The sequence below is a fragment of the Yeosuana sp. genome, from assembly GCF_057126245.1.
On sequence record NZ_DBNGMQ010000111.1, the window covers coordinates 1 to 15,882 of the forward strand.

13 protein-coding genes are annotated in these 15,882 nt (G+C 31.2%); 6 read left to right on the forward strand and 7 right to left on the reverse strand.

Going from position 1 to position 15,882, the window contains the following annotated elements:
• From AC15TD_RS14755 to AC15TD_RS14770, 4 genes are all read left to right on the forward strand, one after another.
• The coding region (locus AC15TD_RS14755) for a T9SS type B sorting domain-containing protein (RefSeq protein ID WP_484452909.1) at positions 1 to 1,555 on the forward strand (1,555 nt) is incomplete at its 5' end.
• 11 nt (positions 1,556 to 1,566) lie between these two features.
• The gene (locus AC15TD_RS14760) at positions 1,567 to 2,493 is read left to right on the forward strand and encodes a PorP/SprF family type IX secretion system membrane protein (protein WP_484452910.1); all 927 of its coding nucleotides are present in this window, start codon (positions 1,567 to 1,569) and stop codon (positions 2,491 to 2,493) included.
• 10 nt (positions 2,494 to 2,503) lie between these two features.
• Complete coding sequence (locus tag AC15TD_RS14765) at positions 2,504 to 4,420, forward strand: OmpA family protein (protein WP_484452911.1); 1,917 nt, start codon at positions 2,504 to 2,506, stop codon at positions 4,418 to 4,420.
• Between the two features lie 66 nt (positions 4,421 to 4,486).
• A complete protein-coding gene (locus tag AC15TD_RS14770) occupies positions 4,487 to 6,406 on the forward strand; it encodes an OmpA family protein (RefSeq protein ID WP_484452912.1) in 1,920 nt (639 codons plus the stop codon).
• Between the two features lie 149 nt (positions 6,407 to 6,555).
• Here the strand turns inward: AC15TD_RS14770 and AC15TD_RS14775 are convergent, their stop codons facing one another.
• The 4 genes from AC15TD_RS14775 to AC15TD_RS14790 all read right to left on the reverse strand — a co-directional run bounded on the left by AC15TD_RS14775 (position 6,556) and on the right by AC15TD_RS14790 (position 11,784).
• Positions 6,556 to 7,125 (reverse strand): Crp/Fnr family transcriptional regulator, encoded by a 570-nt coding sequence (locus tag AC15TD_RS14775; protein ID WP_484452913.1) that lies wholly within the window; start codon positions 7,123 to 7,125, stop codon positions 6,556 to 6,558.
• A 93-nt stretch (positions 7,126 to 7,218) separates the two neighbouring features.
• A complete protein-coding gene (locus AC15TD_RS14780; protein ID WP_484452914.1) occupies positions 7,219 to 8,403 on the reverse strand; it encodes an acetate/propionate family kinase in 1,185 nt (394 codons plus the stop codon).
• 1 nt (position 8,404) lies between these two features.
• Positions 8,405 to 10,498: a phosphate acetyltransferase gene (gene pta / locus AC15TD_RS14785; RefSeq protein WP_484452915.1), complete on the reverse strand. Its 2,094-nt coding sequence runs from the start codon at positions 10,496 to 10,498 to the stop codon at positions 8,405 to 8,407.
• Positions 10,499 to 10,896: 398 nt separating this feature from the next.
• Entirely contained in the window at positions 10,897 to 11,784 is an 888-nt protein-coding gene (locus AC15TD_RS14790; RefSeq protein WP_484452916.1) for a chromosome partitioning protein ParA, read from the reverse strand.
• Positions 11,785 to 11,892: 108 nt separating this feature from the next.
• Between AC15TD_RS14790 and AC15TD_RS14795 the strand changes: the two genes are divergently transcribed.
• The gene (locus tag AC15TD_RS14795) at positions 11,893 to 12,912 is read left to right on the forward strand and encodes a formimidoylglutamase (RefSeq protein WP_484452917.1); all 1,020 of its coding nucleotides are present in this window, start codon (positions 11,893 to 11,895) and stop codon (positions 12,910 to 12,912) included.
• Here the strand turns inward: AC15TD_RS14795 and AC15TD_RS14800 are convergent.
• Positions 12,893 to 13,477 (reverse strand): NUDIX domain-containing protein, encoded by a 585-nt coding sequence (locus tag AC15TD_RS14800; protein WP_484452918.1) that lies wholly within the window; start codon positions 13,475 to 13,477, stop codon positions 12,893 to 12,895. The two genes, AC15TD_RS14795 and AC15TD_RS14800, sit on opposite strands and share 20 nt — an antisense overlap.
• Positions 13,478 to 13,637: 160 nt before the next feature.
• On the opposite strand from AC15TD_RS14800, the gene AC15TD_RS14805 reads away from it, so the two are divergent.
• Positions 13,638 to 13,877, forward strand: a complete 240-nt coding sequence (locus AC15TD_RS14805) for a hypothetical protein (RefSeq protein WP_484452919.1) — start codon at positions 13,638 to 13,640, stop codon at positions 13,875 to 13,877.
• Between the two features lie 61 nt (positions 13,878 to 13,938).
• On the opposite strand, the gene ettA is transcribed toward AC15TD_RS14805, so the two are convergent.
• Entirely contained in the window at positions 13,939 to 15,630 is a 1,692-nt protein-coding gene (gene ettA, locus AC15TD_RS14810) for an energy-dependent translational throttle protein EttA (protein ID WP_484452920.1), read from the reverse strand.
• Complete coding sequence (locus tag AC15TD_RS14815) at positions 15,630 to 15,812, reverse strand: CAL67264 family membrane protein (protein ID WP_484452960.1); 183 nt, start codon at positions 15,810 to 15,812, stop codon at positions 15,630 to 15,632. The genes ettA and AC15TD_RS14815 overlap by 1 nt, the downstream gene beginning before the upstream one ends.
• Between the last annotated feature and the right edge of the window lie 70 nt (positions 15,813 to 15,882).

Here is a 15,882-nt window from a genome sequence, read left to right on the forward strand (position 1 = left end):
AGTTATTTTAGCACCGTTTACTGTGCCTGCTGATGGAAGTAGTACGGTAAACTGTCTTGCTGATGCGCAAGTACAACCAACTCCGCCTACTGTATTAGATGCTAATGGTAATGTAATCACTCCTATAATGACTGAGAATGATGACCCTATTTGTTCTGGAAATAAAATTTACACATTCACCTATACCGATTGTGCTAATAATACTGCTGATTGGCTTTATACGTACACTATTAACGACAATATAGCTCCCGTAGCTCCAAGTGCACCAGATAACATAGCTTACGAATGTTTAGATGATGTTCCTGTTCCTGGAAACTTAACTGCTATAGATAATTGCTCAGGTAATATTACCGTTGCTGGGGTAGACAATGTTAATACATCTAACCCATGTAATGTTACTATTATTAGAACTTGGACCTTTACCGATACTTGTAATAATACGAGTTCAGTTTCTCAAGTTATTACAGTTTCTGACACAGAGTCTCCTGTAGCTCCTGATGCACCTGCAGACATGACATATGAATGCATTGATGATATACCAACCTCTGGAAATTTAACAGCAGTTGACAATTGTGTTGGGAACATTACTGTCGCTGGAGTTGATAGTATTGATAATACGAATCCTTGTAATGTTATTGTTACTCGTACTTGGACATTTACTGATGATTGCAATAATTCCAGTTGGGTTTCTCAAATAATTACTGTGATAGATACAACTGCTCCTGTTCTTACATCTGATTTAGACAGAGAATTATCAGTAAGTTGTGCTAGTATCCCAGATGTACCAAATCTTGATTTTGAAGATAACTGCGCATCAAATGTTAACGTAGTTTTTGATGAAACTAACACGTTTAGTGAAACTATTCTAACGGATTATGAAATTATAAGAACATGGACAGTTAGTGATGCTTGTGGTAATGAAAACACTTATACTCAAACACTACAAGTCACATTAGATGAAGTAGTTACTGAAATAGTTGCCAATGATAGATGTTATGATGATGGTGTTGTTGATTTAAATGATTATTTACTAGTACCTAACTTAACAGGTACTTGGGAAATGATAGAAGGTGATACTGATGCTACACTTGAAGGTAACATATTTAACCCAACACTATTAGAGCTGAGTTTAGATTTTAAACCAGGAACTGGTGGAATTAACTATGTTTTCAAATACACGACTACTGACGAAGGATGTATAAATATTACTTATATATCTTTGAATGTTAATGCTGATTGTGTCGTATTACCTTGTGGTAGTGAAGATGTTATTATTTCAAAAGCAATTACGCCTAATGGTGATCAATACAATGAAAATTTTGAAATTACAGGTGTTGAATTATGTGGATTTGTATTACAAATTAAGATATTCAATCGTTGGGGAGCATTAGTATATGAGTCCAATAACTATCAAAATGATTGGAATGGTAAATCAAGTGGCGGTTCTATTGGAGCTGCAGGAACTTTACCTAATGGAACATATTATTATATAGTAACCTTAAGAGAAAGTGGATTGGCTCCTTTTACTGGACCACTTTATATCGGAACCAAATAAAACTTTAACCTATGAGACTTATTAAACATTATATAATCGCTTTTGCGTTGTTTAGTTGTACGGTGGGTATTGCACAACAGTTACCGCAATTCACACAATACATGTACAACACAATCTCTATAAATCCTGCATACGCTGGTAGTAGAGAAGCATTAAGCATTGTTGGCTTACATAGAAGCCAATGGGTTGGCTTTAAAGGAGGTCCTATAACACAAACACTTTCCATTCATACCCCATTAAGAAATGATAGAATAGGGTTAGGTTTATCGTTTATTCAAGATGATTTAGGTCCGCAAAATTTCTCATATTTATACGGAGATTTTTCATATACCATTCCAACTGGAAGAGATTCTAAGTTAGCATTTGGTTTAAAAGCAGGATTTACAGGATTTAGTTTTGATACTGATTTTCGTCAAGATCAAAGTAATATAAATGATCCGCTTATCTATGGTGTTGAAGACAGATGGAGTCCAAATTTAGGTGCTGGTGTTTTTTGGCATTCAAACAAATGGTATTTAGGCCTTTCTGCACCAAGAATTTTAAACACAGATTATAACAAAACGAAGGATTTTGAAGCTCTGGAGCGTATTAGTTACTATTTTACAGGTGGTTATGTATTTGATTTTAGTAAAACTATTAAATTTAAACCTGCCTTTTTAGTAAAAGCTACAAATGGTGCGCCAGTATCTTATGATTTAACAGGAAACTTTCTATTTAATGAAAAATTTTGGTTAGGTGGCTCATATAGAATTAATGAACAAACCGCTGCTATTGGAGGTATTGTAGATTTTCAAGTTTCTAGACAATTACGTGTAGGTTATGCTTATGAAAAACCTATTTCTGATATTGCCAGTTATACCTCTGGAACACATGAAATTTTATTAATCTATGAGTTTAAGTTCTTAAGCTCTAAATTAAAATCACCTAGATATTTCTAATTAATTTATTATGAAATTAAAAAGTCACATATTAGTTTGTATTCTTATAATGATGAGTCTATCTGTATTTGCTCAATATGGTAAGCAAAAAAAAGCAGATACCTTATTTAATAAATTTTCCTTTGTTAAAGCTGCGAACGTTTATAGAGAACTAATAGAAAATAATTACAATAAAGATTATGCCACAAGGCGTTTAGCGGATTGTTATGGACTTTTAAGAGATCCAAGAAATGCCGCTAGATATTATAAACAAGTTGTTGAACAAGACAATGTACCCGTTGAATATTATTACAGTTATGCTCAAGCATTAAGAGGTGTTAAAAAGTATAAAGAATCTCGTGTTTGGCTTGAACGTTTTAAAGATTCGGGAGGTGTTATAAATGCTAATGATTTTGAAAAAGACGTGAACTTTATCACTAGTGTTTTTAATGCGAAACAGCAATATTTTTTAGATAAAGTAAGATTTAACTCGAAGTTTAGTGACTTTGGAGCTTTTGAACATGATGGAAAAATATATTTTGCATCTTCAAGAGACGAAGGTGTATCTGTAAAACGTCTATATGGATGGAATGAACAGCCTTTTCTTGATGTTTATGTAACCGAAGTTGGCACTAAAAAAAATGTAGATCATACTGCAAAACTAAAAGGAGATGTAAACTCTATTTATCATGATGGCCCTGTTACCATAACTAATAACGGTCAGACTATGTATTTTAGTAGAAATAATATTGATGATAATGGTCTGTCTAAAGATCAAAAAGGGATTAGCAATATGAAAATTTATAGGGCTACCTTTAGAGATAGTATCTGGACAGATATTGAAGATTTATCAATAAATCATTCTGAATATTCAACACAACATCCAGCATTAAATAAAGACAATACTAAATTATATTTTTCTTCAGACTGGCCAGGTGGTTTTGGTGGCTCAGATATTTATGTTGTTGATATTAAACCTGATGGAACCTTAGGTGTTCCTGAGAACCTTGGAGAGGTTATAAATACTAAAAACTCAGAAGGATTCCCTTTTATTAATAGTGAAGGAACGCTTTTCTTTTCGTCTGATGGCCACCCTGGACTAGGACTATTAGATATTTTTGGAACAATCCAAGGAGATAATGGTGAATTTGTTGATGTTATTAATTTAGGAATTCCAATCAATTCAAATAAAGATGATTTTTCGTTTAGTATGAACCCTAATGGAATAACTGGATATTTTGCTTCAAACAGAGATAGAGGTCGAGGTAGTGATGATATTTATGCATATCACAGAGTTCCGACACTACAAGTTGAAGGTGTTGTAAGTGATGCTATTAATACAAAACCTATTGCGAATTCAATCATTACGTTATATGATGATAAAGATGAGCAAATAGCTTATTTAGTTACTGATGAAAACGGTTTTTATCAAATAAATATTGACCGAAATAAAGATTATAAAATTGTAGGAAGTCAAGAAAAATATATTGATGATTATAGAACCTTTACATCAAAACATTTACAAACAGAACTTACAACCATAACGGCAAACTTATTGTTAAACCCAGTACAAGATGTTGTTAAGCTTGCAGAATTAAATACTATTTATTTTGATTTTGATAAGCATAGCATAAGAAAAGATGCTGCTTTAGAACTTGATAAAATAGTCAATTTAATGCAGAATGATTATCCAGATATGGTTATAAGAATTGAATCTCATACAGACTCAAGAGGTGCTTTATCTTATAATGATAAATTATCAATTGATAGAGCTAATGCTACCTATGAGTATTTAATCTCTAAAGGAATTGATTCTTCTAGAATTACAGAACACGAAGGCTTTGGTGAACGAAGATTAACCAATGGTTGTGAAGATGGTTCTAAATGTGAAGAAGAAGACCATCAATTAAATAGACGTACACAATTTATTGTTGTTAAAATGGAATAACCCCTATAAATCCAAATGAACCTATATTAAAAACACTTCGGTTTTTTTAATTTAAACTACGACCCCATGAAATCAAAACAACACATATGTTTTTATCTTGTTTTGCTGATAAACCTTTCAGTATTTGCACAATACGGTCAGCAAAAAAAAGCAGATAATTTATTTAACAAATTTTCATTTGTTAATGCTTCAGAGGTTTATAAAAACTTAATTGATAATAATTTTAATACAGATTATTCTGTAAGACAATTAGCTGATAGTTATGCCTATATGAGAAACCCTGATAGTGCGGTGGTTTATTATAAAAAAGCTGTTGAACAAAATAATGTGCCTGTCGAATATTTCTATAAATACGCGCAAGCTTTAAGGGGGATTAAAGACTATAAAGAGTCTAGAGTTTGGTTGAAAAAGTTTAAAAAAATGGGTGGCGTAATAGTTAAAAACAAGTTATCAAAAGATGTCGATTTCATTACATCAGTTTTTAGTGCCAAGCAACAATATTTTTTAGAGGATGTGAAATTTAATTCAAAGTTTAGTGACTTTGGAGCTTATGTTCATGATGGGAATACATACTTCACATCATCCAGAGATGAGGGTGTTTCTTCAAAACACTTATATGGTTGGAATAAAGAACCTTTTTTAGATATTTATGTAAAATCTGAAAGTGATAATGATAGTATTGTAAATCATAAATCTAAAATTAAAGGCGATGTTAATTCTGTTTACCATGATGGTCCTTTAGCAATTACTAATGACGGAAAAACAATGTATTTTTCTAGAAACAACTATGATAAAAACGGTATAGAAAAGGACAAAAATGGGATTAATAATTTAAAAATATATAAAGCGTCTTTAATGAATGGATTATGGGTAAATGCTGAGGCACTACCATTTAATAATAATGAATATTCTGTGGCTCATCCAGCTTTAAATAGTGATAATACAAAATTATATTTTGCTTCTGATATGCCCGGGGGTATTGGTGGATCAGACATCTATTATGTTGACATTAATAATGATGGAACTTTCGGAACACCTACAAACTTAGGAGAGATTGTTAATACAGATAAAAATGAAGTATTCCCTTATGTAAACAACGAAGAGACTTTATTCTTTTCATCAGATGGCCATCAAGGATTAGGCTTATTAGATATTTTTGCAACCATTTCTGATAAAGACAATTCTATTACTAGTGTGTTGAATTTAGGAATTCCTGTTAATTCAAGTAAAGATGATTTCTCATTTTTTATGAGTCAAGATGGCATAAGTGGCTATTTTGCATCGAACAGAGAGGGTGGCATTGGTAGTGATGATATATATGCTTATAAAAGAATATTACCATTAAAAGTAGAGGGCATTTTAACTGATTCTATTAATGGTAAACCAATAGTAAATGCGACGGTTTCGTTATTAGATGCTAATGATAATCCAATTGCTTCTCTACAATCTGATGAAAATGGACACTACGAAATTAATATTGATAGAGATACAGATTATAATATTTTAGTAAAACAAGATAAATATATTGAAAATTCTAAAGTGTTTACTTCTAAAAATATCGCAAAAACAACTCGCAGTATTACCGCTAATTTTTCTCTAAATCCTGTAGAGGATGTTATTAAATTAGCAGAATTAAACACTATCTACTTTGATTTTGAAAGATATGACATTAGACAAGATGCATCATCTGAGCTTGATAAAATAGTCAATTTAATGAATAATGAGTACCCTAAAATGATAATTAGAATTGAGTCTCATACAGATTCAAGAGGATCCAAAATTTTCAATGATTGGTTATCTCAAGCGAGGGCTAAATCAACGTATGAATATTTAGTTTCAAAAGGCGTAGATGCCTCAAGAATTACTAAGCATGAAGGTTTTGGTGAGCGTCAATTAATAAATAATTGTGATGGAACAATAATCTGTGAAGAAAAAGATCACCAACTAAATAGACGAACTGAGTTTATTGTTATAACAATGCAATAATATTCTATTTAGAAATTAATATAAAAAAACAGGTAATTAAAATTACCTGTTTTTTTTAGGTTGGTTAGTTATCGATGCTAATTAATTCAACTTTTAGGAATATAAATATATTCTAAAGTAGTTGACTTTTCATTAACAAATGTTAATTGCTATAATAAATCTTTTCTTATTCTGCTCAATTGTACCGGAGTAATACTTAAATATGAAGCTATTTGATATTGGGTAATCATGTCATCAATATTATGAATTCGCTTTCTAAGTGCCAAATAGCGTTCTTTAGAATTAAGAGAAATTAATTCAAGTTGTCTCACTTCATATGCTATAAAAATATGTTCTAATATTTTATTATATAAGTTACTTATTACAATATCACATTCACAAAGATTCACTAAAGCATTAAAATCAATTTCATATAACTTACAATCAGTAAGTGTTTCATAAGTTAATTTTGATGGTTGTTTTGTAATTAATGAAGTAAATGATCCTACAAAACAAAGGGGTATAAAAAAGTTCTTGTTGCACTCTTTACCAGATTCTGAACTTAAATAAACTCGCATGAGTCCAGAAACTAACAAGTATACATTGGAAGCCACTTCTCCAGCCTTTGCTATCGGAATATTAGCTTCTACCCTTTTGAATGTGGAAATCTTTTGAAGCTTCTCAAAAGTTTCATCAGACACATCAATAAAAGAATTTAAATATTCTAAATTTGGATTCAAATATTATCGTTAATTATAGCAATTAAGAAGGATTCCACCAAATTTAAACTAAATTCTATTATTATTGAAAAAAAATGTAGAATATCTAAAAAATTACGATATCAAACGATAGGATTGTTTTGCTATCTCAAGCTCTTCATTAGTAGGAATTACCAATATTTTTACATTTGAATCGACAGCACTAATATCTATAATCTCACGAGCTTTTACATTGTTATTTTCAAGGTTTATTTTGATACCCAAATAATCCATACCCTCACAAATCATTTTACGCAATAAAATTGAGTTTTCTCCTACTCCTGCTGTAAAAACAATGGTTTCTAATCCGTTTAATACTGAGGCATATGAACCAATATATTTTTTTACACGATAAGCAAACATGGTTAAAGCCAATTGACAATCTTTATTTCCATTTTCAGCTTCTGACTCAATATCTCGCAAATCGCTATAACCCGTAAGCCCTTGCATGCCACTTTTCTTTTGTAAAATGGTATTGACGTCATCTAAGGTATATCCTAAAGAATTTACTAAATAAAAAATAACAGATTGGTCTATATCGCCACTACGAGTTCCCATAATAAGACCATTCATTGGACCAAAACCTAATGAATGATCCATACTCTTTCCATCCTTTATAGCGGTAATACTACATCCGTTTCCTAGATGAATTGTAATTAATTTTGAGCAATTATTTGGTAAAACTTCTTTTGCTTTTTCTGATACGTATTTATGACTAGTACCATGAAAACCATACAAACGAATCTTTTTTTCTGTTAGAAATTCATTTGGAATCGCATATTTATAAGCTTCAACGGGAATGGATTGATGAAAAGCTGTGTCGAAAACAGCAATTTGTGTAGCAGATTTAAAAATAGTTTCAGAAACTTCAATCCCTTCATAATTAGGTGGGTTATGCAGCGGTGCCAAGGCGAAAAGCTGTTTTATTTTATCTTTAACTATCTGATTAATAACGGTTGTTTTAGAAAAAGAACTTCCACCATGCACCACTCTATGACCAACGGCATGTATCTCACTTTCATTTTTAATAACGCCAACCTCTGTATCCATTAGTAAAACCGAAACTTTTTCTAAACCTATTTTATGATTAGGTATCTGTGTTTCTTCACTAATTTTATTCGCTGCTGTTTTGTAATGAACTTGAGCATTATCTAATCCAATACGTTCTACCAATCCTGAACAAATGATATGCTCTTCAGGCATTTGTATTAATTGATATTTTATAGAGGAGCTTCCTGAATTGATAACTAATATATTCATCCTAAATTCCTTGAGCTTGTATAGCGGTTATTATAACTGTATTAAAAATATCATCAACAGTACAACCTCTACTTAAATCGTTTACAGGTTTATTTAGACCTTGAAGCATAGGGCCTATAGCCAAAGCTCCTGTTTCCCGTTGCACTGCTTTGTAGGTGTTATTCCCCGTGTTTAAGTCAGGGAAAATTAAAACAGTGGCTTGCCCTGCCACCTCAGAATCTGGCATTTTACTTTTTCCAACACCAGCATCTACAGCGGCATCATATTGAATAGGTCCTTCAATTTTTAATTCCGGACGTTTTTCTTTTACTATTTCTGTTGCCTTTCTAACTTTATCAACTTCTTCACCTTTACCTGAAGTCCCAGAAGAATAGGATAACATGGCAATTCTTGGTTCAATACCAAAAGCTAGACTAGATTCGGCAGAAGAAATCGCTATTTCTGCTAATTGTTCGGCATTTGGATTAGGGTTAATGGCGCAATCTCCAAAAACAGATACTCTATCTTCCAAACACATAAAAAACACAGAAGAAACCACAGAAACTGAAGGTTTCATTTTTACAAATTGTAAGGCAGGTTTAATTGTATGTTGAGTCGTATGAGCTGCACCTGAAACCATGCCATCGGCTAACCCTTTATAAACCATCATAGTTCCAAAGTAAGACACGTCATTCATTAAGTCTTCGGCCATATCAATGGTTACACCTTTTGCTTTTCTTAATTCATAAAAAGTATTTGCAAAATCCTTTGAGTATTCAGAATCTAATGGGTCAATAATGTTGACTTTATCTAAATCTAATTTCAATCCTAACCTTACCAAAGTCTCTTGTATTTGTTTTTTATTTCCAAGTATTGTTAAATCAACAATATCCATTAAAATTAACCTCACTGCTGCAGCAATAACTCTATCATCATTACCTTCTGGTAAAACAATATGTTTTTTAGATATTTTAGCTCTCTTTAATAAATTATATTGGAACATCCTTGGTGTTATACCATCATTCTCAAAGGTGAAAAATTTATCTGTTAACTTCTCAACATTACAATATTTATCAAATGTGTTTAAAGACATGGCTATTTTGTCCTTGTTTTCAGCATACATATGTGAACGTACAGCTCCAATTCTATTTGCAACCTCAAAAGTTCCAAACGCAACAGATACAATAGGAACAATTTGTTGCAATCCTTCAATTAATTTAACAATGGGCTTTTCTGGAATCAACCCTCCTGTTAAAACAATACCAGAGATTGAAGGATAATTACTTGAAATATTGGCTTGTAAAGCACCTAAAATAATATCAGCTCTATCCCCTGGTGTAATTATTAAACAATCTTGTTCAATCTTAGTCAAATAATTACGCAACTGCATAGCGCCAACTTTGAAACTGTTAGTTTGATTATTTATATATTCTTTACCAAAAAGAATTTCTGCATTAATAGCCTTTACAATTTCTTTTACCGTAGGATTATTTAAAGAAGGAATTAAAGGAATAGCATTTACTAAAACATCTTTTGGTAAATTTTGTTCAACACCTTCGATAACAGTATTTAAATTTTCTTCTTGAACTTTATTTGCAATAACCGCTAAAACCTTTACTTCTTTTTCAGAAAATGTATCATAAGCTAAATGCAATCCATTAACAAACTCATCTAAAGTCTTATTAACACCACTGGAAACTATGATTGCAGGGATGCCCAAATTTTTAGCAATTAAAATATTGGCATCTAATTCTATGGCTGCTCCTTCACCAGAAAAATCAGTTCCTTCAACCAGCATGAAATCATTTTTTTCTTCAAGAGCCTTATACTTTTCAATGATGGTATCAAAAATCTCTCCTTCTTTTCCTAAATTTCTTTTATTTATAAATTCATGACGGGTAAAAGCAAAAGCATCTTTATAATCTATATTCAAATCAAAGTGAGATAGTATGGTATTAATATGATTATCTTTTTTTTCTAATGAACCTCCATCAATAATAGGCCTGAAATACCCTACTTTTGCGGTTTTGCCTAACAACATTCTCATTAAACCTAATGCAACGATAGATTTACCACTGTTAGGCTCACTGGTTGCAATATAAATTGCTTTATTCATTGGTATATATTTTTTGCAAAGATACTTTAAAATTTTTATGTGGATAAATAATAAACACAATAATATCAAGGGTTTAGAAGATTTTTACGGTATTATTTTTAGGATTTATTTTCTTGAAAAGAAAAATGATTTTAGTCATATTATTGAATTTTTTAGTAATTATTATTATTTATAAATTCTAATAAACTTTTCATATTTCCCATTTGATAATTTTGATAATTTAAAAATAAACATGTGAAATTGAGTACTAAATAGTTTTTTTAATCATTCACTTCATGTATTAAAACATGACAATATTTATAAATTTAAAAAATTAATTATCAAATTATAACCGTAAAAAAAGCCGAAAGGTTTTGTCTTTCGGCTTTTAAAATTGGTTTGTTTAATTATAATTATTCCTATTTCAATGTGAATTCTGATGTAGAAACTAAGTCTTTTTCATTAAAAACGTTTACTATATAACGCCCTTTTTCAAAATCTTTAGATGTCTTTGACTCTACAAATTCACAAATATTAAGACTTGAGTTTTCATAATTAAACTTACTAACAATACTGTAGTTTAATGTTTTATCATCAAAAGTAACTTGTTCATTGGCTCCTAATGTGTTGCTTTTAGGATCTATTACCTGTACATATAATTCTTGATCTCCTGCTTGTACTAAATTATTTTTAGCAACTGTAAAACAAATTCTAATTTTATCAGTACGACTTGCTCTTTCTGTAGGTATTAATTTCCCAGATGTTCTTTCAATAACTCCAAAACCTTTTAAACCTACTGTCGATAAAACAGCTGCATTATTAACAACTTCTGCCAATGCTGTGTTTTGAATTAATAATGAGTCAGTAAACATAGTTCTTTCTTCAAGACGCACTCTTGTACTATCTAAAGATGTCGCTAAATAAGAGTTTTGTACTTTTAACGAATCATTTTCAGCTAATAGAAAATCCATTTCTTTTTGAAGGGATACATATTTTTGTTTATATCTCCATAAACTTCTAACATTCGTCTCAGATATTTTTAAAGAATCTATCAATCCTTGAATACGCTCTCTAGCTACTGTTAAATTATTATTAGTAACTTCATTTTCACTAATAGCAGCATCATATTGTTCTGCCATAGCATTTAAGTCATTCATTACTAATTGTTTTTGTTCAGTCAAATCTTTTTTTGTTTCATTACTTTCTTTATAAAGATTAAGAGAGTAAAAAGCGGTTCCTAAAAAGAGGACTAATGCGATGCCTAAAGCTACTTTTAATCCCATACCACTACTGCCATTGTTTTCCATAATTACTTGTTTTTTGTGTTAACGGTTTTTTTATTTTTATACTTTTTCTTTAATGTTATGAATAAATAAAAATGTATTTTTAATTAATCATAAATATTATTATTATCAATGGATAAACTAGTTTTATTTAATAATTCTGAACTAAAAAAAACACTAAATAAGCGAACAGGTGAGTCCAAATTTGGAGAACATGTTGCTATGCTAGATTCCATTTCTAACATATACGAACAACTTGAAAATTTGGACGTTACACATGTTATTATTGGTCTGCCAGAAGATGTTGGTATTTTCGCAAACCACGGTAAATCAGGAGCTTATAACACCTGGAATACGGCAATAAAATTTTTATTAAATATTCAAAATAACGAATTTAATGATGCTACTAAGATTTTATTATTAGGATATTTAGATTTTTCTTCTGAAATGAAAAAAGTTTCAGCATTGAATCAATCAAAGAAAAAAGATGTTTTAAAAGCTAGAAAGCTGGTAAGTAAAATGGATTCTCATGTTACTTACTTAATTCAACAAATAGTGTCAGCAGGTAAAAAACCTATTATCATTGGTGGTGGTCATAATAATGCTTATGGCAATATTAAAGGATGTTCATTAGCTCACGGATTTCCAATAAATGTTATAAATTTTGATGCTCATTCCGATTTTAGGCCAGAGGAAGGTCGGCATAGTGGAAATGGGTTTTCATATGCCTTTGCAGAAGGGTTTCTGAACAACTATTTTATTTTCGGAATGCATGAAAATTACACGTCTGATAAGCTCCTTAAATCACTTAAAAAATTAAAATCTGTTGATTATAATACATTTGAATCTTTAGAAATAAGAAATGAATTAAAATTTAAAAAGGAACTAAATCGTGCTTCAAATCATGTATCCGACAAGCCATTTGGTATTGAAATTGATTGTGATGCTATTGAAAACATAAATAGTAGCGCGATGACACCAAGTGGATTTAGTGTTAATAAAGCTAGGTCCTTTGTGTATTTCTTTGGGAAACATGAAAACGCCAACTATCTGCACATATGTGAGGCTATAGTAACACCGGATAATGAAAGTCAAATAGGCAAGTTGATTTCTTATTTAATAACAGATTTTATTAAAGCAAGTTATGAATAAGGGCATATTGCAACAATACAATAGTCCTTGTATCTTTAATTTCTCCGTTATGCAGCATTTTAACAGCATCTGTAAAAGGTAATTCTAAGACTTCAATATCTTCATGTTCACTTTCTAAGCCGCCGCCAGCATTTACTTTCATCGCGTCTGTGTATTCACCAATAAAAAAGTGCATTTTCTCTGTCATAACACCAGGAGACGAATACCCTTCATAAACTTTTTTTACATGTTTTAGCCTATATCCAACTTCTTCTTCAGTTTCTCTAATAATACAAGCTTCAGGATTATCTTTATCAAGTAAACCAGCACAAATTTCAACTAAAAAACCGCTCTCATTGTCATTTATATATGTTGGCATTCTAAATTGTTTCGTTAAAATGACCGTTTGCTTTTCTTTGTTATACAATAAAATACCTGCTCCATCTCCTCTATCATAACATTCCCGCATTTGGCTTACCCATTCGCCATTTCTCATTAAATAATCAAACGTAATTTTATTTAAAATATAATAATGATTCGATAACAATTCTGATTTTATATTTTTTAATCTAGGATTAGAATTCATTATAAACCATATTTAAGTTCTTATTAGGCAATTTCGTTAAAATATTTGGATTATTTCATTTACAAAGATTTATCATTATAAAATTTATAAGAAACAAACTATCCTTAGTAGTAAATAAAAAATATTATATTTGATAGCGTTTAAATCAATTTGCTATAAAATGCAATTAAAAACCTATTTATCTTATTTCTCTACATATGCTTTAATGGATCAAAGTGATATTGTTACCTTGTTAATTATAGTGGTTATCTTTTTTGCAATTTTATTAATTTTAGGCGTTAGAAATTCGTATAAGCTTAAAAAAGAAAATGAGCGATTAGACAAAATAAGTGAAGAAATGGCCAAAGAAGAAGAAAAATACAAGGATTTTACCGAAGGCCATATGTATGGTGATCATTGATGAAACTTGTTACAATACAAAATTAAAAAAAAAAGCCTGCTAAAAGCAGGCTTTTTTTTAACTATCTCACTAATTTTTTATACTTAATTCGTTTAGGCATCAAATCACCACCCAAGCGTTTCTTTTTATTTTCTTCATATTCACTAAAACTCCCTTCAAAGAAATATACTTGAGAATCGCCTTCAAATGCTAAAATATGTGTACATATTCTATCTAAAAACCATCTATCATGCGATATAACCACTGCGCAACCCGCAAAGTTTTCCAATCCTTCTTCTAAAGCCCGTAATGTATTAACATCAAGGTCATTAGTAGGCTCATCCAAAAGTAACACATTGCCTTCTTCTTTAAGAGTCATAGCTAGATGCAACCGGTTTCTTTCTCCTCCAGATAATAGTTTTACCTTTTTATTTTGTTCACTTCCAGAGAAATTAAAACGACTTAAATAGGCTCTAGAGTTTACTTGTCGTCCACCCATTAAAATTAACTCTTGTTCATCACTAAAGTTTTGCCAAATAGTTTTTTCTTGGTCAATATTAGAGTGACTTTGGTCTACATAAGCAATTTTTGCAGTATCGCCCACTTTAAACTCTCCTTTATCAGGTGTCTCTTCACCCATTATCATTCTAAAAATGGTTGTTTTTCCAGCGCCATTAGGACCAATAACACCAACAATTCCTGCTTGCGGTAATTTGAAATTTAAATTTTCATACAATAGTTTATCTCCATAGGCTTTACTCACCCCAATGGCTTCAATCACGTTAGTTCCTAAACGCGGTCCATTAGGTATATATATTTCAAGTTTTTCATCAAGTTGCTTTTGATCTAGACTCATCAACTTATCATAATTGTTCAAACGGGCTTTTTGCTTTGTTTGACGTCCTTTTGCACCTTGACGCACCCATTCTAACTCTCGCTCTAAGGTTTTTTGGCGTTTTGAAGCTACTTTGCTTTCTTGTGCCATTCGTTTAGATTTTTGGTCTAACCAAGATGAGTAATTACCTTTCCAAGGGATTCCTTCTCCTCTATCTAATTCTAAAATCCAGCCAGCCACATTATCTAAAAAGTATCTATCATGCGTAACAGCAATCACAGTTCCTTTATATCGTGCTAAGTGATGCTCTAACCAATGAACCGATTCTGCGTCTAAATGGTTTGTAGGTTCATCTAACAACAATACATCTGGCTCCTGTAATAATAATCGACACAAAGCCACTCTCCTTTTTTCGCCACCAGAAAGAATACCTATTTTTTTGTCTCCATCAGGGGTTCGCAAGGCATCCATAGCTATTTCAAGTTTGGTGTCAAGTTCCCAAGCATCAGCAGCATCAATTTGATCTTGTAATTCTGCTTGCCGATTCATTAATTTTTCCATTTTATCAGAATTAGAATACACCTCTTCTAACCCAAACATGTCGTTTATTTTGTTGTATTCGTCAAGAATAGCAACCGTTTCTGCTGCGCCTTCTCTAACAACTTCAATAACTGTTTTATCATCATCAAGTTTTGGTTCTTGTTCTAAATATCCAACAGAATAATCTTGTAAAAACGTTACATCTCCTTGATAATTCTTATCTAACCCCGCAATAATTTTAAGTAACGTAGACTTACCAGACCCATTTAGACCTAAAATTCCAATTTTAGCACCATAAAAGAAACTCAAGTATATATTCTTCAAAACAGGCGTATTAGCGCCTTGATAGGTTTTGGTTAACCCAGTCATTGAAAAAATTACTTTTTTATCGTCACTCATTATACTCTCCCTTTTAATGCGTTAAAAACCCATGCTATAGCAAAAAAGCCTACCCCTACAGAGGCAAACCCCCATCCTGCTACTTCGTCATATCTAAAAGCACCAAGCGCTATTAATCCTAAGCCTACCAAAATCATAATCCATGTTGCCCATGCCAAAACTGTATTTTTATTCATTGCCATAATTAAATCTTTATTTTTAGGGCGCATCCTTGTTAGTTAACAAGGTCTGGCTATTCGCTAAATCTTTTTC